General features: G+C 72.7%; 23 protein-coding genes. 16 read left to right on the top strand and 7 right to left on the bottom strand.

The genetic code is table 11. From position 1 onward, the window contains the following. Nucleotides 1–64 precede the first annotated feature (64 nt). The 5 genes from ACSU6L_RS32610 (at nt 65) to ACSU6L_RS32590 (ending at nt 4,804) form a co-directional block, all read left to right on the top strand. Nucleotides 65–1,051 (top strand): NAD(P)/FAD-dependent oxidoreductase, encoded by a 987-nt coding sequence (locus ACSU6L_RS32610; protein ID WP_437062629.1) that lies wholly within the window; start codon nt 65–67, stop codon nt 1,049–1,051. Nucleotides 1,052–1,080: 29 nt separating this feature from the next. Beyond that, complete coding sequence (locus ACSU6L_RS32605) at nt 1,081–2,619, top strand: ATP-dependent DNA ligase (RefSeq protein ID WP_437062627.1); 1,539 nt, start codon at nt 1,081–1,083, stop codon at nt 2,617–2,619. Beyond that, complete coding sequence (locus ACSU6L_RS32600; RefSeq protein ID WP_437062625.1) at nt 2,616–3,080, top strand: NUDIX domain-containing protein; 465 nt, start codon at nt 2,616–2,618, stop codon at nt 3,078–3,080. The genes ACSU6L_RS32605 and ACSU6L_RS32600 overlap by 4 nt, the downstream gene beginning before the upstream one ends. Nucleotides 3,081–3,153: 73 nt before the next feature. Next, a complete protein-coding gene (locus ACSU6L_RS32595) occupies nt 3,154–4,539 on the top strand; it encodes an NADP-dependent succinic semialdehyde dehydrogenase (protein ID WP_437062623.1) in 1,386 nt (461 codons plus the stop codon). A 25-nt stretch (nt 4,540–4,564) separates the two neighbouring features. After that, on the top strand, nt 4,565–4,804 hold the full coding sequence (locus tag ACSU6L_RS32590) for a DUF6213 family protein (RefSeq protein ID WP_073943533.1): 240 nt from the start codon (nt 4,565–4,567) through the stop codon (nt 4,802–4,804). A gap of 179 nt (nt 4,805–4,983) precedes the next feature. Here the strand turns inward: ACSU6L_RS32590 and ACSU6L_RS32585 are convergent, their stop codons facing one another. Next, nucleotides 4,984–6,210 (bottom strand): acyl-CoA dehydrogenase family protein, encoded by a 1,227-nt coding sequence (locus ACSU6L_RS32585; protein WP_437062621.1) that lies wholly within the window; start codon nt 6,208–6,210, stop codon nt 4,984–4,986. A gap of 169 nt (nt 6,211–6,379) precedes the next feature. Here ACSU6L_RS32585 and ACSU6L_RS32580 point away from each other — a divergent pair, with 169 nt between their 5' ends. Next, nucleotides 6,380–7,024, top strand: coding sequence for a TetR family transcriptional regulator (locus tag ACSU6L_RS32580; protein WP_437062619.1), 645 nt, complete (start codon nt 6,380–6,382; stop codon nt 7,022–7,024). A gap of 13 nt (nt 7,025–7,037) precedes the next feature. Here ACSU6L_RS32580 and def read toward each other — a convergent pair whose 3' ends face one another. Beyond that, nucleotides 7,038–7,577 (bottom strand): peptide deformylase, encoded by a 540-nt coding sequence (def, locus tag ACSU6L_RS32575; protein ID WP_437062617.1) that lies wholly within the window; start codon nt 7,575–7,577, stop codon nt 7,038–7,040. 149 nt (nt 7,578–7,726) lie between these two features. On the opposite strand from def, the gene ACSU6L_RS32570 reads away from it, so the two are divergent. The 7 genes from ACSU6L_RS32570 to ACSU6L_RS32540 all read left to right on the top strand — a co-directional run bounded on the left by ACSU6L_RS32570 (nt 7,727) and on the right by ACSU6L_RS32540 (nt 15,570). Then, nucleotides 7,727–8,965, top strand: coding sequence for a MurT ligase domain-containing protein (locus ACSU6L_RS32570; protein ID WP_437062615.1), 1,239 nt, complete (start codon nt 7,727–7,729; stop codon nt 8,963–8,965). 22 nt (nt 8,966–8,987) lie between these two features. Continuing rightward, nucleotides 8,988–9,716 carry a type 1 glutamine amidotransferase gene (locus ACSU6L_RS32565; protein ID WP_073943528.1) on the top strand — a complete coding sequence of 243 codons (729 nt, stop codon included), beginning with the start codon at nt 8,988–8,990 and terminating at the stop codon, nt 9,714–9,716. A 206-nt stretch (nt 9,717–9,922) separates the two neighbouring features. Beyond that, nucleotides 9,923–10,948, top strand: a complete 1,026-nt coding sequence (locus tag ACSU6L_RS32560; protein ID WP_073943527.1) for a 6-phosphofructokinase — start codon at nt 9,923–9,925, stop codon at nt 10,946–10,948. 108 nt (nt 10,949–11,056) lie between these two features. Beyond that, nucleotides 11,057–12,007 (top strand): cytochrome c oxidase assembly protein, encoded by a 951-nt coding sequence (locus ACSU6L_RS32555; RefSeq protein WP_073943526.1) that lies wholly within the window; start codon nt 11,057–11,059, stop codon nt 12,005–12,007. Nucleotides 12,008–12,075: 68 nt separating this feature from the next. Continuing rightward, nucleotides 12,076–13,542 carry a DUF6777 domain-containing protein gene (locus ACSU6L_RS32550; RefSeq protein WP_437062612.1) on the top strand — a complete coding sequence of 489 codons (1,467 nt, stop codon included), beginning with the start codon at nt 12,076–12,078 and terminating at the stop codon, nt 13,540–13,542. Between the two features lie 26 nt (nt 13,543–13,568). Next, nucleotides 13,569–15,386, top strand: a complete 1,818-nt coding sequence (locus ACSU6L_RS32545; protein WP_437062610.1) for a protein kinase domain-containing protein — start codon at nt 13,569–13,571, stop codon at nt 15,384–15,386. Nucleotides 15,387–15,399: 13 nt separating this feature from the next. Further along, complete coding sequence (locus ACSU6L_RS32540; protein ID WP_107468745.1) at nt 15,400–15,570, top strand: hypothetical protein; 171 nt, start codon at nt 15,400–15,402, stop codon at nt 15,568–15,570. A 15-nt stretch (nt 15,571–15,585) separates the two neighbouring features. Here ACSU6L_RS32540 and ACSU6L_RS32535 read toward each other — a convergent pair whose 3' ends face one another. The 4 genes from ACSU6L_RS32535 to ACSU6L_RS32520 are packed head-to-tail and all read right to left on the bottom strand — an operon-like array spanning nt 15,586 to nt 19,637. Beyond that, a complete protein-coding gene (locus ACSU6L_RS32535) occupies nt 15,586–16,791 on the bottom strand; it encodes a sensor histidine kinase (protein ID WP_437062608.1) in 1,206 nt (401 codons plus the stop codon). Next, the gene (locus ACSU6L_RS32530; protein WP_437062606.1) at nt 16,788–18,500 is read right to left on the bottom strand and encodes a cation acetate symporter; all 1,713 of its coding nucleotides are present in this window, start codon (nt 18,498–18,500) and stop codon (nt 16,788–16,790) included. Before ACSU6L_RS32530 ends, ACSU6L_RS32535 begins: the two co-directional genes overlap by 4 nt. 18 nt (nt 18,501–18,518) lie before the next feature. Continuing rightward, nucleotides 18,519–18,878 carry a hypothetical protein gene (locus tag ACSU6L_RS32525; RefSeq protein WP_437062604.1) on the bottom strand — a complete coding sequence of 120 codons (360 nt, stop codon included), beginning with the start codon at nt 18,876–18,878 and terminating at the stop codon, nt 18,519–18,521. A gap of 3 nt (nt 18,879–18,881) precedes the next feature. Next, complete coding sequence (locus ACSU6L_RS32520; RefSeq protein WP_437062602.1) at nt 18,882–19,637, bottom strand: LytR/AlgR family response regulator transcription factor; 756 nt, start codon at nt 19,635–19,637, stop codon at nt 18,882–18,884. A gap of 111 nt (nt 19,638–19,748) precedes the next feature. Between ACSU6L_RS32520 and ACSU6L_RS32515 the strand changes: the two genes are divergently transcribed. From ACSU6L_RS32515 to rocD, 3 genes are all read left to right on the top strand, one after another. After that, entirely contained in the window at nt 19,749–20,258 is a 510-nt protein-coding gene (locus ACSU6L_RS32515; RefSeq protein ID WP_073943519.1) for an Lrp/AsnC family transcriptional regulator, read from the top strand. Nucleotides 20,259–20,376: 118 nt separating this feature from the next. Further along, nucleotides 20,377–21,201, top strand: coding sequence for a dimethylargininase (gene ddaH / locus ACSU6L_RS32510; protein WP_073943518.1), 825 nt, complete (start codon nt 20,377–20,379; stop codon nt 21,199–21,201). Beyond that, a complete protein-coding gene (gene rocD / locus ACSU6L_RS32505) occupies nt 21,198–22,424 on the top strand; it encodes an ornithine--oxo-acid transaminase (RefSeq protein WP_437062599.1) in 1,227 nt (408 codons plus the stop codon). Before ddaH ends, rocD begins: the two co-directional genes overlap by 4 nt. 56 nt (nt 22,425–22,480) lie before the next feature. Here the strand turns inward: rocD and ACSU6L_RS32500 are convergent, their stop codons facing one another. After that, nucleotides 22,481–22,678, bottom strand: coding sequence for a hypothetical protein (locus tag ACSU6L_RS32500; RefSeq protein ID WP_437062597.1), 198 nt, complete (start codon nt 22,676–22,678; stop codon nt 22,481–22,483). Between the last annotated feature and the right edge of the window lie 282 nt (nt 22,679–22,960).

Below are 22,960 nucleotides of genomic sequence, written 5' to 3'. Positions count from 1 at the left end.
TTCGGCAAACATGTTTGTCAATACGGCACCGCTTCGGCGACCGTCGGGCGTGGAGGTGGTCACCATGACCGAGAACACCGGCAACACGCAGAACACCGGGAGCACCGGGAGCACCGAGGGCGCGAGCGACCGGTACGAAGTGATCGTCGTCGGCGGTGGCGCCGCCGGCCTGTCCGCCGCGCTGGTGCTGGGCCGCGCCAGGCGCCGCACCCTGGTCGTCGACGCGGGCGAGCCCCGCAACGCCCCGTCCGGCCACATGCAGGGCTATCTGACGCGGGACGGCATGCCGCCCGCCGAGTTCCTGGCGGCCGGCCGCGAGGAGATCGCCCGTTACGGCGTCGAACTGCTCCGGGACCGGGTGGTGGACGCCGTCCGCGACGGGGACTTCGCGGTGACCCTCGCGAGCGGGCGGACCCTGCGCGCCCGGCGTCTCGTCGTCACCACCGGCCTCAAGGACGAGCTGCCCGACGTCGAGGGCGTCGCCGAGCGGTTCGGACGCGATGTGCTGCACTGCCCGTACTGCCACGGCTGGGAGGTGCGCGACCGCGCCTTCGGGGTGCTGGCCGCCTCGCCGCTGAGCGTGCACCAGGCGCTGATGGTCTCCCAGTGGTCCGACGACGTGACGTTCTTCCCGCACACGGTCGCCGAGGGGGATCTGTCCGACGACGACCTGCGCCGGCTGGCCACGGCCGGCGTGAAGGTGGTGCCCGGCGAGGTGGCCGGCCTGGTGGCCGAGGACGACCGGCTCACCGGGGTACGGCTCGTGGACGGCACGGTGCACGCCCGCGAGGTGCTGTTCGTCTCGCCGCGCCCGGTGCCGCAGACGGGGCTGCTGGAACGGCTGGGCGCCGAGCTGCACGACACCCCGTTCGGCAGCTACCCGGTGGTCGACGCGACGGGCCTGACCAGCGTGCCCGGCGTGTGGGCGGCGGGCAACGCGGTCGGCTTCGCCGAACAGGTCGTCCACGCGGCGAGCGGCGGCTACCGGGCGGCCGCCACGATCAACGGGGAACTGCTGATGTCGGACCTGGACTCGGCCGTGGGGGTGTAGGCCCGACGCCGCCGGTGCACCCTGAGGGCATGCTGCTGGCCAGGCTCGCCCAGGTTTCCCGGGAGGTCGCCGCCACCTCGGCGCGCTCCCGCAAGACCGCCCTGCTCGCGGAACTGTTCCGCGACGCGGAGCCGGACGACGCGCCCGTGGTCATCCCGTATCTGGCGGGACGGCTGCCCCAGGGGCGGCTGGGCGTCGGCTGGAAGGTGCTCGGCCGCCCGGTCGCCCCGGCCGCCGGGCCCACCCTCACCGTGCGCGAGGTGGACGCCCGGCTCACCGAACTCGGCAAGGTGTCCGGGCCCGGCTCGCAGGCGGAGCGGGCCCGGCTGGTCGGGGAGCTGATGGGCGCGGCCACCGAGGAGGAGCAGCGGTTCCTGCTGGGGCTGCTCACCGGGGAGGTCCGGCAGGGCGCCCTGGACGCGGTCGCCGTGGAGGGCCTGGCCGAGGCGACCGGGGCGCCGCCCGCCGACGTGCGCCGCGCGGTGATGCTGGCGGGCTCGCTGCAGAGGGTGGCCGAGGCGCTGCTCACCGAGGGTCCGGCCGCCCTGGACCGGTTCCGGCTCACCGTCGGCCGCCCGGTGCTGCCGATGCTCGCGCACAGCGCGACCTCGGTCGCGGAGGCGGTCGGCAGGCTCGGCGCGTGCGCGGTGGAGGAGAAGCTGGACGGCATCCGCGTCCAGGTCCACCGGGACGGCGACATCGTACGGCTGTACACCCGCACCCTCGACGACATCACCGACCGCCTGCCGGAGGTGACGTCCGCCGCGCTGGAGCTGCGCGGATCGCGGTTCGTGCTGGACGGCGAGGTCATCGCGTTCGACGAGGGCGGCCGGCCGCGCTCGTTCCAGGAGACCGCCGGACGGGTGGGCTCCCGGGTGGACGTGGCGACCGCCGCCGAGGCGGTCCCCGTCTCCCCCGTCTTCTTCGACGCGCTCTCGGTCGACGGCCGCGACCTGCTCGACCTGCCGTTCGCCGAGCGGCACGCGGAGCTGACCCGGCTGGTGCCGGAGCCGATGCGGGTGCGGCGCGCGCTGGTGTCCGGCCCCGACGACCTGCCCGCGGCCGAGGAGTTCCTGGCCGGGACGCTGGCGCGCGGCCACGAGGGCGTGGTGGTCAAGGACCTCGCCGCGCCGTACAGCGCGGGCCGGCGCGGCGCGTCCTGGCTGAAGGTGAAACCGGTGCACACCCTCGACCTGGTGGTGCTGGCCGCCGAGTGGGGCCACGGCCGCCGCACCGGCAAGCTGTCCAACCTGCACCTGGGCGCCCGGCGCGAGGACGGCTCGTACGCCATGCTCGGCAAGACCTTCAAGGGCATGACCGATGTGATGCTGGCCTGGCAGACCGAGCGGCTGCGGGAGCTGGCGGTGTCCGACGACGGCCATGTGGTGACCGTCCGCCCGGAACTGGTCGTGGAGATCGCCTACGACGGTCTCCAGCGCTCCACCCGCTACCCGGCCGGCGTCACCCTCCGCTTCGCCCGCGTGATCCGCTACCGCGAGGACAAGCGGCCGGAGGACGCCGACACCGTCGAGGCCCTGCTGGCGGCGCATCCGGAGGTACGGCGGTGACCGGGCGCCGCAGCGCGGGGCTGCTGCTGTTCCGCCGCACCGAGCGGGGCCTGGAGGTGCTGCTCGGCCACATGGGCGGCCCCTACTTCGCCCGGAAGGACGCCGGGGCGTGGACGGTTCCGAAGGGCGAGTACGAGGCGGACGAACCCGCCTGGGAGGCGGCCCGCCGGGAGTTCCGGGAGGAGCTGGGGGTGACGCCGCCGGACGGGGAGGCCGTACCGCTGGGCGAGGTCCGCCAGACCGGCGGCAAGACCGTCACGGTGTGGGCGGTGGAGGGGGATCTGGACCCCGGCTCCGTCGCCCCGGGGACGTTCACCATGGAGTGGCCGCCGAGGAGCGGCCGCACCCGGGAGTTCCCCGAGCTGGACCGGGTCGGCTGGTTCGGTCTGGACGCCGCCCGGGCCGTGATCGTGCGGGCACAGGCCGCGTTTCTCGACCGGCTGGCGGAGCACTCGCCCTGAGGAGGCGCCCCGCGTTGCGGCCCCCGCCGCCGCGCGCGAAGGTCGAAGCACAACCCTTGCCAGGAGGTCAGCCATGCCCATCGCGACGGTGAACCCGGCGAACGGCGAGACGGTCAAGACGTACGAGGCCATGGGCGAGGAGGAGATCGAGCGCCGGCTCCAGCTCGCCGAGGCCACCTTCCGCACCTACCGGACGACCGACTTCGCCGAGCGCGCCCGGCTGATGCACCGGGCCGCCGACCTCCTCGACGAGGACCAGCGGGACATCGCCCGGGTGATCACCACGGAGATGGGCAAGCCGGTCAGGCAGGCGCGCGCCGAGGCGGCGAAGTGCGCCAAGGCGATGCGCTGGTACGCCGACCACGCCGAGGAGCTGCTGGCGGACGAGGAGCCCGCCGAGGCCGATGTGAAGGACTCCGGCGCCTCCCGCGTCCTCGTCCGCTACCGGCCGCTCGGGCCGGTGCTCGCGGTGATGCCGTGGAACTTCCCGCTGTGGCAGGTGATCCGGTTCGCGGCGCCCGCGCTGATGGCGGGCAACGTCGGGCTGCTCAAGCACGCCTCGAACGTGCCGCAGACCGCCCTCTACCTGGAGGACCTGTTCCACCGCGCGGGCTTCACCGAGGGCTGCTTCCAGACCCTGCTGATCGGCTCCGCCGCGGTGAACGACATCCTGCACGACGAGCGGATCAAGGCGGCCACCCTCACCGGCAGCGAGCCCGCGGGCCGCGCGGTCGCCTCCACCGCCGGCGAGATGATCAAGAAGACGGTGCTGGAGCTGGGCGGCAGCGACCCGTTCGTCGTGATGCCCTCCGCCGACCTGGACCGGGCCGCCGAGGTCGCGGTGAACGCCCGCTGCCAGAACGCCGGGCAGTCCTGCATCGCCGCCAAGCGGTTCATCGTGCACACGGACGTCTTCGACGCCTTCGCCGAGCGGTTCGTCGCCGGGATGCGGGCGCTGAAACTCGGCGACCCCACCGACGAGGAGACCGAGGTCGGGCCGCTCTCCAGCGAGCGGGGGCGGACCGACGTGGAGGAGCTGGTGGACGACGCGGTGCGCGGCGGGGCGACCGTGCTGTGCGGCGGGGAGCGCCCCGACGGGCCCGGCTGGTACTACCCGCCGACCGTGCTCGCCGGGATCACCCGGGAGATGCGGATCCACCGCGAGGAGGCGTTCGGGCCGGTCGCCACGCTGTACCGGGCGGGTGACCTGGACGAGGCGGTGCTGATCGCCAACGACTCGTCGTTCGGGCTGAGTTCGAATGTGTGGACCCGGGACGAGAACGAGGTCGACCGGTTCGTCCGGGACCTGGAGGCGGGCGGTGTGTACGTCAACGGGATGACGGCCTCGCACCCGGCGTTCCCGTTCGGCGGAGTGAAGCGGTCCGGGTACGGGCGTGAGCTGTCCGGGCACGGAATCCGCGAGTTCTGCAACATCACCACGGTTTGGCACGGTGCGTGAGGGCCGCACGGATACGATCCCGGTTGTGAACCGCGAAGTGACTCTGCCTCTGATCGTCGACGACCGCGGGACCCTTCAGGTGGCCGCGGCCGATGTGAGCAAGCTGCTCCGCGTGGTGGGCGGGCGGTGGCTGCGTCTTGTCGAGGCCGGTGAGGAGGGGCTCGACGAGGACACCGTCGCGGCGCTGACCATCGAGCTGGCGAAACTGGCCGATCGCATCGACGTGGCCTGCATCGCGCACAGCAGCGGGGCAGGGGTGGACTGAGCGGTGGACTGAGCGCCTTTCAGGCGCGACGCCTCGCCCGGCACTCCTTGTGGAACTCCCGGACGATCCAGACGCCCGCCGTGAACACGGCGAGCAGTACGGCGACGCCGCCCAGGAACGGATAGATCATGCCGTCAGCATGACAGACGTCCGTCCCGGGCGGCGCACCGGTGTCCGCGCTAGCGGATCGGCATGCCCGACAGCGTCCGGGCGATCACCAGGCGCTGGATCTCGCTCGTACCTTCGAAGATCGTGTAGATGGCGGCGTCGCGGTGCATGCGCTCCACCGGGTACTCCCGGGTGTAGCCGTTGCCGCCGAGGATCTGGATGGCCTGGGCGGTGACCTTCTTCGCCGTCTCGCTGGCGAACAGCTTGGACATCGACCCCTCGGCCGCGGTGAACGGCCTGCCGTTGACCGCCATCCAGGAGGCACGCCACACCAGCAGGCGGGCGGCGTCGATCTGGGTGCGCATGTCGGCGAGCTGGAAGGCGAGGCCCTGGTTGTCGATGATCGGGCGGCCGAACTGCTCACGGGTCCGCGCGTAGTCGAGGGCGACCTCGTACGCGGCTCGGGCGGTGCCGACCGCCATCGCGCCGACCGCCGGGCGGGACGCCTCGAAGGTGGCCATGGCGGCGTTCTTCACGCGCTCCCCGCCGGCCTTCGCCTTCTCGCGGGCCCGCGCCAGCCGCTCGTCCAGCTTCTCCTTGCCGCCGAGCAGGCAGGAGCCCGGGACGCGCACGTTGTCGAGGATGACCTCGGCGGTGTGCGAGGCGCGGATGCCGTGCTTCTTGAACTTCTGCCCCTGGGCGAGGCCCGGCGTGTTCGGCGGGACGATGAAGGAGGCGTGGCCCTTGGAGCCCAGCTCCGGGTCGACGACGGCGACGACCACGTGGACGTTGGCTATCCCGCCGTTGGTCGCCCAGGTCTTCGTGCCGTTGATCACCCACTCGTCCTTGGCCTCGTCGTACACCGCACGTGTGCGCATGGAGGCCACGTCGGAGCCGGCGTCCGGCTCGGAGGAGCAGAACGCGGCGACCTTGACGTCGTTCGCGTCGCCGTACATCTGGGGGATCCAGGTGCCGATCTGCTCGTCGGTGCCGTTGGCGAGGACGCCTACGGCGGCGAGGCCGGTGCCGACGATGGAGAGGGCGATGCCGGCGTCGCCCCAGAACAGCTCCTCCATGGCCATGGGGATGCCGAGGCCGGTGGGGTCGAAGTACTGCTGGGCGTAGAAGTCGAGGGAGTAGATGCCGACCTTCGCGGCCTCCTGGATGACCGGCCAGGGAGTTTCCTCACGCTCGTCCCATTCGGCGGCCGCGGGCCGGATGACATCGGCGGCGAAGCCGTGCAGCCAGTCCCGGACCTCCTTCTGTTCGTCGTTGAGCTCCATGGTGAACTCGGCCATGTCCCCTCCAGCGGCGCACATGCATGTTACTTGCGGTAACCGCAGTCTGTTACCGGCGGGTAGGAAAAGTCAACTCACCGGCCGCCCCCGGCAGCCCGTTCGATGCCCACCACGCGTTGAGTGTTAGTTTGCGCAGGCGTCACCGAATGAGCACGGGTGGGGAGAGCACATGGACACCACGCAGCGGACCGAGCAGCAGCGGTCCGCCGACCGCCGACGGCGCGAGCTGCTGGAGGCCGCGGACCGGGTCGTGCTGCGCGACGGCCCGCAGGCGTCCATGAACGCCATCGCCGCGGAGGCGGGCATCACCAAGCCGATCCTCTACCGCCACTTCGGCGACAAGGGAGGCCTCTACGCGGCGCTCGCCAAGCGGCACACCGACGCGCTGCTGGACTCGCTGCGGGCGGCGCTCGACGCGCCGGCCGACCGGCGCGAGCGGGTCGAGGCCACCCTGGACACCTACCTGGCGGCCATCGAGGCACGTCCCCAGGTGTACCGGTTCCTGATGCACCCGGCGGAGGGCGGCCAGGCCGGCGACCAGGGCTTCGACGTCGGCAAGCACTCGGCGCCGCTGCTGCGGCGGATGGGCGAGGAACTGGGCAAGGTCATCGAGGAGCGGCTGGACCTCGGACCGGGCAGCGAGCAGCTCGCCCGGGTGTGGGGCCACGGCATCGTCGGCATGATGCACGCGGCCGGCGACTGGTGGCTCGGGGAACGCCCCTGCTCCCGGCAGGAGCTGGTGCGCAGCCTGGCCGACCTGCTGTGGGGACGGCTCGCCGCGGCCGGGGACAAAATGGGAGGTCCGGGGTTCTGAGGCGGTCTCCCGCTCACCGGCGCCAGGAGGCCCTGGCCACCTGGCGCATCAGCCGGCGGTGGCGCCGGCCCGAGAGACGGTCGGCGTACACCTTGCCGTCCAGGTGGTCGCACTCGTGCTGAAGGCAGCGCGCGAAGAACCCCGTGCCGTGGATCGTGACCGGCTCGCCGGTCGCCGTGAACCCCTCGACCACGGCGTGGTCGTAACGCTCCGTGCCCGCCTCCAGCCCCGGAAGGGACAGACATCCCTCGGGTCCCCGGACCACGACTCCGTCCGTCTCCACCAGCCGGGGGTTCACCACATGACCGAGGTGCCGCACGTCCTCGTCGTCCGGGCAGTCGAAGACGAACACCCGCAGCGGCTCCCCCACTTGGTTCGCGGCCAGGCCCACCCCTTGGGCCGCGTACATCGTCGCGAACAAGTCCTCCACGAGCCGGGACAGTTCGGGACCGAAGTCGGTGACCTCCGCACAAGGGGTGCGCAGAACGGGGTCGCCGAGCAGGGTGAGAGGCCGGACGCGCCCGTGGGCGCCCGGGATCGAGCCGTGTCGCATGGGCGCAAGGGTACGGTTCCCTCAGCCCGCGCAGGTCGCCCGGGCATGGGCCGGGATTCGGGAGTGCGAATGGATCTCGATAGGCTGACCACCACCACGTTGCCGGCAGGCCCCAGGCACGGCGCGTACGCAAGGAGGATCGAGAACTGATGGCAGGCAACTCGGACCCGCTCACGCCGCGGGCCAAGCTGGCCGTGACCGCGGGCAAGGCGGTCGCTGCGGCATCGCGCGCCGCGGGACGCGGCAGCGGTTCGGTGATCGGTGGCCGGGTGGCACTCAAACTCGACCCCGACCTCCTGGCCAGGCTCGCCCAGAACCTGGACGTCGTCCTGGTCTCGGCGACCAACGGCAAGACCACCACCACCCGGCTGATCGCCGAGGCCCTGCGGGCCGCGGGCCCGGTGGTGTCCAACGCGCTCGGCGCCAACATGCCGGCCGGCATCACCTCGGCGCTCGCGGGCGGCTCGGACGCCCGGTACGGCGTCATCGAGGTCGACGAGAAGTACCTCGCCGGCGTCGCCCGGGACACCGACCCCAAGTGCATCGCGCTGCTGAACCTCTCGCGCGACCAGCTCGACCGCGCCGCCGAGACCCGCATGCTCGCGGAGAACTGGCGCGAGGGCCTGGCCGGGTCCAAGGCCGTGATCGTCGCGAACGCCGACGACCCGCTGGTCGTGTGGGCGGCGTCGTCGTCCCCGAATGTGATCTGGGTCGCAGCCGGGCAGATGTGGAAGGACGACGCCTGGTCCTGCCCCGCCTGCGGCGGTGTGATGCAGCGCCCCGGCGACGACTGGTTCTGCGGTGAGTGCGGCTTCCGCCGGCCCACCCCGACCTGGGCGCTCTCCGGCGACCACGTCCTCGACCCGCACGGCTCCGCCTGGCCGATCCACCTCCAGCTGCCGGGCCGCGCCAACAAGGCCAACGCCGCCAGCTCGGCCGCCGTCGCCGCCGTGTTCGGCGTGCCGCCGCAGGTCGCCCTGGAGCGGATGTACCAGGTGCAGGCCGTGGCCGGCCGCTACGACGTCGTCCAGTTCCAGGGCCGCGACCTGCGGCTGCTGCTGGCGAAGAACCCGGCCGGCTGGCTGGAGACGTTCTCGCTGATCGACCCGCCGCCCGCCCCGGTGATCCTGTCCGTGAACGCGCGCAGCGCCGACGGCACCGACACCTCGTGGCTGTGGGACGTCGACTACACCCGGCTCACCGGCCACCCGATCTTCGTCGTCGGCGACCGCAAGCTGGACCTGGCGGTGCGACTGGAGGTCGCCAACCAGCACTTCCAGGTGTGCGAGAACCTCGACCAGGCCGTGCAGATGTGCCCGCCGGGCCGGATCGAGGTCATCGCGAACTACACCGCGTTCCAGGATCTGCGCCGCCGCGTCGGCAACTGAGTGAGTCGGAAGGACAGTGACTATGAGCGACAACGGTCTGCGGATCGTCTGGATCTACCCCGACCTGCTCAGCACCTACGGCGACCAGGGCAACGTCCTCGTCGTGGAGCGCCGGGCGCGGCAGCGGGGCCTGGACGTGGCCCGGCTCGACGTGCGCAGCGACCAGCCGATCCCGACCTCCGGTGACATCTACCTGATCGGCGGCGGCGAGGACCGGCCGCAGCGGCTCGCGGCCGAGCGGCTGCGCCGCGACGGCGGTCTGCACCGTGCGGTGGGCAACGGCGCGATCGTCTTCTCCGTCTGCGCCGGCTACCAGATCCTCGGCCACGAGTTCATCAACGACCTCGGGCAGCGCGAGCCCGGCCTCGGCCTGCTCGACGTGGTCTCGGTGCGCGGCGAGGGCGAGCGATGCGTCGGTGACGTGCTCGCGGACATGGACCCGCGCCTCGGGCTGCCGCCGCTGACCGGCTTCGAGAACCACCAGGGCGTCACCCACCTCGGCCCCACCGCCCGCCCGCTGGCGCAGGTGCGGCTCGGCAACGGCAACGGCACCGGCGACGGCACCGAGGGCGCGTACAACGACACCGTGTTCGGCACGTACATGCACGGCCCGGTCCTCGCCCGCAACCCGCTGATCGCGGACCACCTGCTGAAGCTGGCCCTCGATGTGAACGCGCTCCCGCCGGTGGACGACCGCTGGTACGACGCGCTGCGCAACGAGCGCATCGCGGCCGCGCAGCAGCCCGCGTGAGAACAGCCGCGCGACAGCCCGCGTGAACCGGGAGTGAACCCGCGGTTCACCAGCCCGTCTGACGGTACGTCCGCACAGGTGAGCGGGGTCGTCCAGCAGGCGGACGCCTGCTACGGCCCCGCCCCCCGAAGCCGCTAGGGTGGCGGGGATTCCAGCCGGACAACGTGGTCCGGTCCCCGGCCCACGTTGAGAAGGTATTTCGGGCTATGCGCATTGGTGTCCTCACGTCCGGCGGCGACTGCCCCGGCCTGAACGCCGTCATCCGGTCCGTCGTGCACCGTGCCGTCGCCGACCACGGCGACGAGGTCATCGGTTTCCGGGACGGCTGGAAAGGCCTCCTGGAGTGCGACTATCTGAAGCTCGACCTCGACGCGGTCGGCGGCATCCTGGCCCGCGGCGGCACCATCCTCGGCTCCTCCCGGGTCCGTCCCGAGCACCTGCGGGACGGCGTGGAGCGCGCCAAGGGGCACGTCGCGGAGCTGGGCCTCGACGCGATCATCCCGATCGGCGGTGAGGGCACGCTGAAGGCGGCCCGGCTGCTGTCGGACAACGGCCTGCCCATCGTGGGCGTGCCGAAGACCATCGACAACGACATAGCGGTCACCGACGTCACCTTCGGCTTCGACACGGCCGTCGGTGTCGCCACGGAGGCGCTGGACCGGCTGAAGACCACCGCCGAGTCCCACCAGCGGGTGCTGATCGTCGAGGTCATGGGGCGGCACACCGGCTGGATCGCGCTGCACTCCGGGATGGCGGCGGGCGCGCACGCCATCGTCGTGCCGGAGCGGCCGTTCGACATCGACGAGCTGACCGCGCGGGTCGGCGAGCGGTTCGAGGCGGGCAAGCGGTTCGCCATCGTCGTCGCGGCGGAGGGGGCCAAGCCGAAGCCCGGCACCATGGCCTTCGACGAGGGCGGCAAGGACATCTACGGGCACGAGCGGTTCGCCGGGATAGCCCGTCAGCTCTCCGTCGAACTGGAGCAGCGGCTCGGCAAGGAGGCGCGTCCGGTCATCCTCGGACACGTCCAGCGGGGCGGGACGCCGACGGCGTACGACCGGGTGCTGGCGACCCGGTTCGGGTGGCACGCGGTGGAGGCCGCGCACCGCGGCGAGTTCGGGATGATGACGGCCCTGCGGGGGACCGACATCGTGATGGTGTCGCTGGCGGAGGCCGTGGAGTCGCTGAAGACCGTGCCGGCGGAGCGGTACGCGGAGGCGGAGACCGTGCTGTAGCGGGGCGAGCCTCCGATCCCCTGCCCCCGGTCGAAGGCTCGGCCGGGGGCAGCTCTACTCTTGTGGGCGGACATCAGCACAAACCCCCCACGAATCAGGAGCCGGCGGATGGATCACAGCGGGCACGGCATGATGACGGATCTGCCGCCGTTCACGCTGGGGCGAGGGCTTCAGTGGTCCGCGGACCCGTTCTTCCTCGTCGCGTGTCTGCTGGGGCTGGCGCTCTACACGTGGGGCGTCGTCCGGCTGACCCGCCGGGGTGACAAGTGGCCGGTCGGCCGGACCGCCTTCTTCTTCGCCGGTGTGCTGAGCATCGGGCTGATGATGAACACCAAGCTGAACGACTACGGAATGGTCATGTTCAGCGTGCACATGGTGCAGCACATGGTGATCAGCATGCTGTCGCCGATCCTGATCCTGCTCGGCGCCCCGGTCACGCTGGCGCTGCGCGCGCTGCCGCCGGCCGGACGGGGCCGCAAGGGGCCGCGCGAGCTGCTGCTGATGCTGCTGCACAGCCGGTACATGCGGATCATCACCCACCCGGTGTTCACGATCCCGCTGTTCATCGCCAGCCTGTACGGCCTGTACTTCACCCCGCTGTTCGACTTCCTGATGGAGTCCAAGCCGGGGCACATCGCGATGATGGTGCACTTCCTCGCCGTCGGCCTGGTGTTCTTCTGGCCGATCATGGGCGTGGACCCGGGTCCGCACCGGCCCGGCTATGTGATGCGGATGCTGGAGCTGTTCGCGGGCATGCCGTTCCACGCGTTCTTCGGCATCGCGCTGATGATGGCCTCGCAGCCGATGGTCGGCACCTACACCGACCCGCCCGCCTCGCTCGGCATCGACGCCCTCTCCGACCAGAACGCGGCCGGCGGCATCGCCTGGGCGTTCAGCGAGATCCCGTCCGTGCTGGTGCTGATCGTGCTGCTGTTCCAGTGGTACGGCTCGGAGCAGCGGCAGGCCAAGCGCAAGGACCGGGCCGCCGACCGGGACGGCGACAAGGAACTCGAGGCTTACAACGCCTATTTGGCCTCACTGAACGCACAAAGCCGCTGAACTTCTTTTGCGGCCGGTTCGGTTCAGTAGCATGAAACCCGTCGGGGGGACCGCCGGGGGGAGCGGTGATGACCGTTCGTGTTTTCATGCGCAGGGCCGCGATCGCGCTGGTATTCGTACTGGCATTGGGCGGATGCGATCGCGACGCACAGGTGTTCGTGGTGAAGGCGGTGGCGGCGGGTGTGCCGTCCACCGCGCCGTTCTTCGACGAGGACGCGGGGCTCGGCCATGACGCCGACGTGCGTTCGCGACCGGCGCCCGGCGGGCTTCAGCAGGGGGACGCACCGGGTCTGTACGGCGGTACGAAACAGCCGGAGATATGTGATGTGGAGCGGCTGGAGGAATTCCTCACCGATCCCGGTAATGACCGCAAGGCACAGGCCTGGGCGACCGCGCTGGACCTCACCACCGGCGAGATACCGGATTATCTCGACCGGCTGACACCGGTTCTTCTCCGTGCCGACACGCTCGTGAAGAACCACGACTACAAGAAGGGAGAAGCGGTTCCCTTCGACGCGCTCCTCCAGGCCGGAATAGCGATCCTCGTCGACGAGCGGGGGCTTCCGGCTGTGAAGTGCTCGTGCGGTAATCCGCTGCGGCCCTTCGAGGGAGACGCCCGGGATATATCGGTCCGATTCGAGGACGGCAACGACGAGTGGCGGGACTTCGACCGCTCGTCGGTGGTCGCCGTCCGGCCCGCCGCACAGCAGCTGGACCGGCTGGTGCTCGTCGACGTCGAGGACCCCGGCCGGGGCATCCACCGGCCCGCCGGGACCACCGGCGAGGACGACTCCTCCTTCGACGCGCGGGAGTCGCGCACCGTGCCCGACGTGTCCGGGACGACCTTCGGACGGGCGAGCCGGCTGCTGGCCGGGGCGGGGCTCGCGGTCTCGGTCGACGGGGGCGGGCTGCCGCCCGGCGACGCCCGGGTGACGGGGTCGGACCCGGCGGCGGGGACGAGGCTGCCGTTCGGGGAGTACGTGACGCTGAGCGTGGCCGGGGGCGGTACGGGGAGCGGACCCGGTACGTCCCCGGCGGCACCGGACTCGCCGACCGACCCGGCCCCCGGCACGGCGCCGGGCTCGCCGCAGGAGCCGGGTGCCACGGGTTCGGGCGGCTCCGCGCCGGCGGGGGGATCGTCCGGCCCGGTGTCTACGCCTCCGTCGGAGCCCGGGTCCCCGTCGTCGTCCGGGCCTCCGGCGTCCTCGTCCTCCACGGCCCCGCAGGAGCCGCCGTCACGGCCGCCGTCCTCGCCGGAGCCGGCGCACCCGTCGTCACCGCCGCCGTCCACCGACGACCCCGCGCCGAGCGATCCGCCCGCAAGCCACAAGCCCACCAACCAGGCGCCCACGAGCCAGCAGCCCACGAGCCAGGCGCCCCCCAGCCAGCAGCCACCCAGCCGGCAGCCCACGAGCCGGCCGCCGCCCGGCCAGGCCTCCTCCCCCGCCCCGCCGAGCGGCCCGGGGACCAGCGGTGTGCCCGTGCCGGGCGCCCGGACCGGCACCGCCGGACCCACCGCCACCGCCACTCCGTAGTCCTCCGCGAAACCGGGAGTCACCGGATGCCCTCAGGATCACCGACGTCGGGAGTGGGCCGGGTCATCGCCGGCCGCTATCTGCTGCTGCACCGGCTGGGCAGCGGCGGGATGGGACATGTGTGGCTGGCCCACGACCAGAGACTGGTCTGCGAGGTGGCGCTGAAGGAGATCGTGTTCCGGGATCCGGCCGAGGCGGACCACGAGCGGGAGGCGCGGGTCGCCCGGGCCCGGGCGGAGGCCCGGCACGCGGCCGGGCTGCGCGGGCATCCCCATGTGGTGACCGTGCACGACGTGCTGGAGCACGAGGGGCTGCCGTGGATCGTCATGGAGTACGTGGCGGGCGCCGTCGACCTGCGGGACCTGGTCGCCCGGCGCGGGCCGCTCGCCCCGGCGGAGGCCGCCCGGATCGGTCTGGCCGTGCTGGACGCGCTGACCGCCGGGCATGAGCGCGGCGTCATGCACCGGGACGTGAAACCGGCGAACATCCTGCTCGCGACGGACCGCACCGGGGCGCCGTACGGGCGCGTCCTGCTCACCGACTACGGCATCTCGGTGCAGCCGGACGCCGGTGAACCGCGCTACACGCTGGCGTCCGCGCTGGTGGGCACCGCGGGCTATCTGGCGCCGGAACGGGCCACCGGCGGGCCGCCCACTCCGGCGGCCGACCTGTTCTCGCTGGGCTGCACGCTGTACCACGCCGTCGAGGGCTGCGGGCCCTTCGAGCGGGAGTCGCAGCTGGCGGAGCTGACCGCGGTGGTCGCCGAGGAGCCGCGGCCGCCGGTGCGCGCGGGCGCCCTGGAGCCCGTACTGCGGGAACTGCTCGCGAAGGACCCCGCACGGCGGACAGGGGCGCCGGAGGCGGAGGCGGCGCTCGCCCGGATCGTCACACCGGAGCCGGCGGGGTACGGCCGGACGCAGACCGATCTCGGATCGCGGCCGCCGTGGAGCCCGGCGCCGGACGGCCCCGGGTTCGGGCCCGCCGAGCCGGCGCCGCCCGCCCCGCCCGCTTCACCCCGCAGGCCGCTCCCCCGGGCCCTGCAGGCGGCGCTCGCGGGCGGGCTCGGGACGGTGCTGGCGCTGGGCGGGGTCTGGTACGCGACCGCCGACCGGTCCGCCGCGGGGCCGAGCGCGGCCTCGGCGCCGTACAGCGACGCCGTGGGGCTCGCGCGGGCGCTGCGGGACGGGGACTGTGTGCTCGCGGACTGGCCCGGCGCGCGGTTCACCGGCACGCCCCGGCTGGCGCTGGACCCGAGCTGCCGGGACTCGGTGCCGGACGGGCAGGTGATGGGGTTCGTCCCGGCCGCGTCCGCCGCCGAGGCGCGGGAGCTGGGGCCGCAGCGGTGCGAGGAGCTGACCCGGGAGACGCGTCAGCGGCTGGCGGATGTGCGGAGCCTCGCTCTCGTACCGGCCGAGGACGGGTTCGAGACGGCCGGACGGCGCACCGCGTGCCTGCTGCTCGGGGCGCACGGGCCGGTGTACGGGCCGATCGGCGGGCACCGGAAGCCCGGGGCGGCGTTCACGGACACGGCGACCATGCAGAAGCGGGACTGTCTGCGGGTCCGCTCGCCGCGCGACGTGCGGCTGGTGGCGTGTACGGGGCGCTACGACGAGCAGGTGCTGGGATTCACCCGACTGGACGAGGGCGTCACCCTGGCCCAGGCCCGCACCCGGTCGGACGCCGCGTGCGCCCGGGACGTGCCGCCGAGCGACTACGGCTTCGACCCGTCGGCCTACGAGGCGGGGTCGTGGACCGGCCAGGGAGCCTGGAAATCCGCCACTCATTTCGTCGTCTGCACCGTACGGAAGCAGAACGGGGGCACCATGGAGGGGGACGAACCATGAGGAGGGTGTTGCGATGCCCGGTTCAACGGACGGCTCCACGAAGACCATGGGGGTGCTCACCGTCGGTGGGCTCGTCATGGTGACGGCCTACACGGTGGCGCTCGGCAGCAACGGCTGGCTGTGGTTCGGCTGGGTCGTGCTGGGCCTGATCACCCTGGGCATGGTGGCCACCCGCAGCACCTGACCCTGACCCTCTTCCCTACTCGCGGGCCAGGCGCCCCGCCGAGTGGACGCCCGGCTGGTACTTCGGCAGCCGGGCGGTGACCTTCATGCCCGCGCCGACCGCGGTCTCGATGACGAGGCCGTGGTCGTCGCCGTACACCTGGCGGAGCCGGTCGTCGACGTTGGACAGTCCGATGCCGCCGGACGGGCTGACCTCACCCGCGAGGATGCGGCGCAGCAGCTCGGGGTCCATGCCGGCGCCGTCGTCCTCGATGACCACCAGGGCCTCGGCGCCCGCGTCCTGGGCGGTGATGCCGATGCGGCACTGGCCCGCCTTGCCCTCCAGGCCGTGCTTGACGGCGTTCTCCACCAGCGGCTGGAGACAGAGGTAGGGCAGGGTGACCGTCAGGACCTCGGGGGCGATCTGGAGGGTGACGGAGAGCCGGTCCCCGAAGCGGGCCCGGACCAGGGCCAGATAGTGGTCGATGGCGTGGAGTTCGTCGGCGAGGGTGGTGAAGTCGCCGTGCCGACGGAACGAGTAGCGGGTGAAGTCGGCGAACTCCAGGAGCAGTTCGCGGGCGCGCTCGGGGTCGGTGCGGACGAACGAGGCGATCACCGCGAGCGAGTTGAAGATGAAGTGCGGGGAGATCTGGGCGCGCAGGGCCTTGATCTCGGCCTCGATCAGCCGGGTGCGGGAGCGGTCGAGGTCGGCGAGTTCGAGCTGCACGGAGACCCAGCGGGCGACTTCGGCGGCGGCCCGGACGAGCACGGCGGACTCGCGCGGGGCGCAGGCGACGAGGGCGCCGTGCACCCGGTCGTCGACGGTGAGCGGGGCGACGACGGCCCAGCGCAGCGGGCAGTCGGGGATGTCGCAGCCGAGCCGGAAGGCCTCGCCGCGGCCGGTCTCCAGCGGTCCGGCGAGCCGCTGGAGGACCTCGGCGCGGTGGTGTGCGCCGACGCCGTCCCAGGCGAGCACCCGGGTGTCGTCGGTGAGGCAGAGGGCGTCGGTGCCGAGCAGGGTGCGCAGTCGGCGGGCCGACTTGCGGGCCGTCTCCTCGGTGAGCCCGGCCCGCAGCGGGGGCGCGGCGAGGGAGGCGGTGTGCAGGGTCTGGAAGGTGGCGTGCTCGACGGGTGTGCCGAGGCCGCCCAGGTTCTGGGTGCGCGCGGTGCGCCGCCCGAGCCAGTAGCCGGCGGCGAGCAGCGGCAGGATCGCCACGCACAGCCCGGCGAGGAATCCGCTCACGCCTTCACCTCCGTGCGCAGCTGCTCCGGCAGGTGGAAGCGGGCCAGGACGGCCGCCGTGCCGGGTGGGACGCGGGCCGGGGTCGCGAGCGACACCAGGATCATGGTGAGGAAGCCGAGCGGCACGGACCACAGGGCGGGCCAGGCGAGCAGGGCGTGCAGCGGGCCGCCGCCCGGGAAGCCCGCCATGGTGGCGGCGACGGCGGCGAACGCGGAGCCGCCGCCGACCAGCATCCCGGCCGCCGCGCCGGGCGGGGTGAGCCGCCGCCACCAGATACCGAGGACGAGCAGCGGGCAGAACGAGGACGCCGAGACGGCGAAGGCGAGTCCGACCGCGTCGGCGACGGGCAGTCCGCCGACCAGGACGCTCGCCGCGAGCGGGGCCGACATGGCGAGCAGCGTGCCGAGCCGGAAGTGCCGTACTCCGCGGGTGGGGAGCACGTCCTGGGTGAGCACTCCGGCGACGGCCATGGCGAGTCCGGAGGCGGTGGACAGGAAGGCGGCGAAGGCGCCTCCGGCGAGCAGCGCGCCGAGGAGGTCGCCGCCGACTCCGCCGATCATGCGGCCGGGCAGCAGCAGGACGGCCGCGTCGGCGTCGCCGGTGAGGGTGAGTTCGGGGGCGTAGAGACGGCCGAGGGCGCCGTAGACGGGCGGCAGCAGGTAGAAGGCGCCGATCAGGGCGAGGACGGCGACCGTGGTGCGGCGGGCGGCGACGCCGTGCGGGCTGGTGTAGAAGCGCACGACGACGTGCGGCAGGCCCATCGTGCCGAGGAAGGTCGCGAGGATCAGCCCGTACGTGGCGTACAGCGGGCGGTCCTCGCGGCCCGCGGCGAGGGAGGTCGACATGCCGCCGTTGCTGCCGCGGTCGGCGGCCGGGACCTCGGTGCCGGTCGCGAAGGTGAGGCGGGTGCCCTGGTCGATGCGGTGGGTGCCGGCGGGCAGGCGAGCCTCGGTGTCGTCGTAGGCGCGGCCGTCGACGGTGCCGTCGACGGTGACCGTGAGGGGGCGGTCGAGGCGCAGGTCGAGGGTGGCGTCGACGCGGACGGCGCGTTGTTCGCGGAAGGCGGCCGGTTCGTCGAAGGCGCGGTGCGGGCCGCCGTCGGCCTGCCAGGCGAGGACCAGGAAGAAGGCGGGGACGAGCAGGGCGGTCAGTTTCAGCCAGTACTGGAAGGCCTGGACGAAGGTGATGCTGCGCATGCCGCCCGCGGCGACGATGGCCACGACGACGACGGCGACGATGATCCCGCCGAGCCAGTCCGGTGCCCCGGTCAGCACGGTCAGGGTGAGTCCGGCGCCCTGCAGCTGGGGCAGCAGGTAGAGCCAGCCGACGCCGACGACGAAGGCGCCCGCGAGCCGCCGTACCGCCTGCGAGGCGAGCCGGGCCTCGGCGAAGTCGGGGAGGGTGTAGGCGCCGGAGCGGCGCAGCGGGGCGGCGACGAAGAGCAGCAGCACGAGGTAGCCGGCGGTGTAGCCGACCGGGTACCAGAGCATGTCGGGGCCCTGCACGAGGACGAGGCCCGCGATACCGAGGAAGGACGCGGCGGACAGGTACTCGCCGCTGATGGCGGCCGCGTTCAGGCGGGGGCCGACGGTGCGGGAGGCGACGTAGAAGTCGGAGGTGGTGCGGGAGATGCGCAGGCCGAAGGCGCCGACGAGGACGGTGGCGAGCACGACGAGGGCGACGGCGGGGACGGCGTAGGAGGAGTTCACGGCAGGTGTTTCCCGGTCTCAGCGGTCCTCGACCAGGCGCACGAAGTCCCGTTCGTTGCGTTCGGCACGGCGCACGTACCAGAAGCCGAGCAGGACCAGGGGCGCGTAGAGGCAGAAGCCGAGCACCAGCCACTGGAGGCGGCCGGCGTTCGGGACAGCGGCGAAGACCAGGGGCAGCGGGCCGACGAGCAGGACGAGGGCGGCGCACACGGTGAGGGCGGCGCGCAGCTGGCTGCGCATCAGGGAGCGGACGTAGGTGTGGCCGAGGGTGGTCTGCTCGTCGATCTCGGTGCGGGGGCGGTAGGCGGCGGGGGCGCGGCGTGCGCGGCGGGGCGGGCCGGTGACGACGACGCGGCGGTCGGCGGGGCTCTGCGGCACGGCTCACGGCCTCCTCATCAGCAGGTCCCGCAGCTCACGGGCGTGGCGGCGGCTGACCTGGAGTTCCTCGGAGCCGACCAGGACGCTGACCGTGCCGGCGTCGAGGCGGAGTTCGCCGATGTGGTGGAGGGCGACCAGGTGGCGGCGGTGGATGCGGACGAAGCCGCGGGCGCGCCAGCGTTCCTCGAGGGTGGACAGCGGGACGCGGATCAGGTGGCTGCCGCCCTGGCCGGTGTGGAGGCGGGCGTAGTCGCCCTGGGCCTCGACGTGGGTGATGTCGCCGACGGCGACGAAGCGGGTCACGCCGCCGAGCTCGACGGGTATGTGGTCGGGGTCGGGTTCGTGCACGGGGATGCGGGGGGCGGCGCTGCCGCGCTGTTCGGCGGCGCGGCGGACGGCCTCGGCGAGGCGTTCCTTGCGGACGGGTTTGAGGACGTAGTCGACGGCCTTGAGGTCGAACGCCTGGACGGCGAAGTCCTCGTGGGCGGTGACGAACACGATCAGCGGGGGGTGGGCGAAGCCGGTGAGCAGCCGGGCGAGGTCGAGGCCGTCGAGACCGGGCATGTGGATGTCGAGGAAGACGACGTCGATCGCCTCGGGCCCGTCGGGGCCGGACTCCAGGGCGCGGTTGATGCGGCGCAGCGCCTCGGTCGCGTCACCGGCCCCCTCGGCGCTGCCGATGCGGGGATCGGCGTGCAGGAGGTAGAGCAGTTCCTCCAGCGAGGGGCGTTCGTCGTCGACAGCCAGGGCGCGCAGCATGAACCCGGAGTGTAGGAGTAATTCGTACGCCTGCACACGGGCCGCCGCACGGACGTTCCCGGGACCTTCCCGGGACGTTCGCGGGACGTTCGAGGTGGATACAGTGCCGCCATGAACAGCAGGGCGGCGTCCTTCGACGACCTCGACCGGAAGATCGTCACCGCGTTGATGGCGAACGCGCGGACCAGTTTCGCCGAGATCGGCGCGGCGATCGGGCTGTCCGCGACGGCGGTCAAGCGCCGGGTGGACCGGCTGCGGGAGACCGGGGTGATCACCGGGTTCACGGCGACGGTGAAGCCGTCGGCGCTGGGCTGGCGTACGGAGGCGTACGTCGAGGTGTACTGCGAGGGCGCGGCGCCGCCGCGGCGGCTGGCGGAGGTGGTGCGCAACCATCCGGAGATCACCGCGGCGATGACGGTGACGGGCGGCGCGGACGCGCTGCTGCATGTGCGGGCGCGGGACGTGGAGCACTTCGAGGAGGTGCTGGAGCGGATCCGCACCGAGCCGTTCATCCGCAAGACGATCAGTGTGATGGTGCTGTCCCATCTGATCCCGGAGAGTCCTGAGGCGGGTGCGAACCAGCCCGCTCCGGACGGCGCAGGAGACGTGCGTCTGAGCTGATCACAACGCAGCGATCCTGCGTGAACACGCAGCTTTCGTTTCTTGTCGACCGTCCGGGGCCCTTTCTACCGTTGTGTCAACCCCCAGTCGACACCGCAGGAAGCGGAGGAACCCCTCTGTGTCCGAAAGCCGTGTGCCGCGCCGGCGGCGCTTCCTCGTCTGCGAACCCAGACACTTCGCCGTGCAGTACGCGATCAATCCCTGGATGCATCCCGACGTCCGGGTCGACGTCGACCTCGCCCAGGAGCAGTGGCGGGCGCTGATCGGCGCCTACCGGAGCCATGGCCACACGATCGACACGGTGGAGCCGGTGCCGGGCCTGCCGGACATGGTCTTCGCCGCGAACTCGGCGGTCGTCGTCGGCGGCCGCGTCTTCGGCTCCCTCTTCCACGCCCCCGAACGCCGCCCGGAGTCGTCGCACTACGAGACCTGGTTCAAGACGGCGGGCTACGCCGTGCACCGGCCGGAGTCGGTGTGCGAGGGCGAGGGCGACCTGGTCTGGACGGGCCGGTACATGCTGGCCGGCACCGGGTTCCGGACGACCCGTGAGGCGCACCGCGAGGCGCAGGAGTTCTTCGGCCATCCGGTGATCAGCCTGACGCTGGTGGACCCGTACTTCTACCACCTGGACACGGCGCTGTTCGTCCTCGACGACTCCGCCGACGGCAACAACGTCGTGTACTACCCGGAGGCGTTCTCGCCGGGCAGCCGTGAGGTGCTGAAGCGGCTGTTCCCGGACGCGGTGCTCGCCACCCGCGACGACGCGCTGGCGTTCGGCCTGAACTCGGTGTCCGACGGCCGTCACGTCTTCATCGCGCCGCGCGCCGAGGCGCTGGCCGCGCGGCTCGACGACCACGGCTATGTCCCCGTCCCCGTCGACCTGTCGGAGTTCCACAAGGCCGGCGGCGGCATCAAGTGCTGCACTCAGGAGATCCGTTCATGACCGCACCCGCCCGCACCACCCGTGACTCCGCCGAGCTGATCGCCGCGGAGCGGCCCGTCCTCGCGCACAACTACCACCCGCTGCCCGTGGTCGTGGCGCGCGCCGAGGGCTGCTGGGTGGAGGACGTCGAGGGCCGCCAGTACCTGGACATGCTGGCCGGCTACTCGGCCCTCAACTTCGGCCACCGCCACCCCGCCCTCGTCGAGGCCGCGCACCGCCAGCTGGACCGCCTCACCCTCACCTCCCGCGCGTTCCACAACGACCGGCTCGCCGGGTTCGCCGAGCGGCTGGCCGCGCTGACCGGCCTGGACATGGTGCTGCCGATGAACACCGGCGCGGAGGCGGTGGAGAGCGGCATCAAGGTGGCGCGGAAGTGGGCGTACGACGTCAAGGGCGTCCCCGCCGACCGGGCGACGATCGTCGTCGCGGCGGAGAACTTCCACGGCCGTACGACGACGATCGTCAGCTTCTCCACGGACGAGACGGCCCGCTCCGGCTTCGGCCCCTTCACGCCGGGCTTTCGGATCGTCCCGTACAACGACCTGGCGGCGCTGGAGGCGGCCGTCGACGAGACGACGGCGGCGGTGCTGATCGAGCCGATCCAGGGCGAGGCTGGCGTGGTCGTCCCCGACGACGGCTACCTGGCCGGGGTGCGCGAGCTGACGGACCGCGCGGGCTGCCTGTTCATCGCCGACGAGATCCAGTCCGGCCTCGGCCGCACCGGCCGCACCCTCGCCGTGGAGCACGAGGACGTCGTCCCGGACGTGGTCCTGCTCGGCAAGGCGCTGGGCGGCGGCATCGTGCCGGTGTCGGCGGTGGTGGCCCGCCGGGAGGTGCTGAGCGTCCTGCGCCCCGGCGAGCACGGCTCCACCTTCGGCGGCAACCCGCTCGCCGCCGCCGTCGGCACGGCCGTCGTCGACCTGCTGGAGAGCGGCGAGTTCCAGCGCCGGGCCGCCGAACTGGGCGTCGTCCTGCGGGGCGCCCTCACCGAGCTGACCGGCAAGGGCGTGGTCGGCTTCCGCGCCCGCGGGCTGTGGGCGGGCGTCGACATCGACCCGGCCATCGGCACCGGCCGGGAGATCAGCGAACGTCTGATGCGGGAGGGCGTCCTCGTCAAGGACACCCACGGCTCCACGATCCGCCTGGCGCCCCCGCTGACCATCACCGGCGAGGAACTGCGCTCCGCGATCGGGGCGTTGGAGAAGGTACTGGCACAGGGCTGAGTGCCGGGACCTCGGGGTGGGGGCCGTACCGCCGTACCGGTACGGCCCCCACCCCTCTATCGGCGGTTGCGCCGCCGCGGGCGCCAGGGCAGCCAGTTGGCGGCGGCCTCGATGACGTCCACGGCGTCCTTGCGGTCGGCGCGGAACAGTGCGATGACGGCCGTGAGGAACACCGCGGCCACCAGGAGACCGAACGCCAGGCCGATCACCACCAGCCCCGTGTCGGGCAGCCACTGCGCGAACTCGATGAGCATGTGTCGTCTTCTCCAGGCCACGGACCGGGCGCGGCCTCAGAGTCGAACGAGGCTCACGCTGCGAGCAGGAAGGACGGCACGCCTCGGGACCCGGTCTCCCCGAACGGCCGCACGGCGCCCGCGCAGGGCGGTGCGTTGCGTGTGCCGGCACTCCTGAGCGCCGTACGGAGGAATACGCGGCCCCGGCAGCCGACGGCGTCGAGCCGGTCACGATGACAGGTCAGAATCGCCGCGCGCAACCGGATCAAGGCCATGAGCGCGGCCTTCACATGCCGTCGGGCG

Origin of the sequence: Streptomyces sp. enrichment culture (genome assembly GCF_964272855.1) — a bacterium.
Lineage (GTDB): Bacteria > Actinomycetota > Actinomycetes > Streptomycetales > Streptomycetaceae > Streptomyces.
Note: the sequence above shows the minus strand (reverse complement) of the source record. Positions and strands in the feature narration are given on the sequence as shown.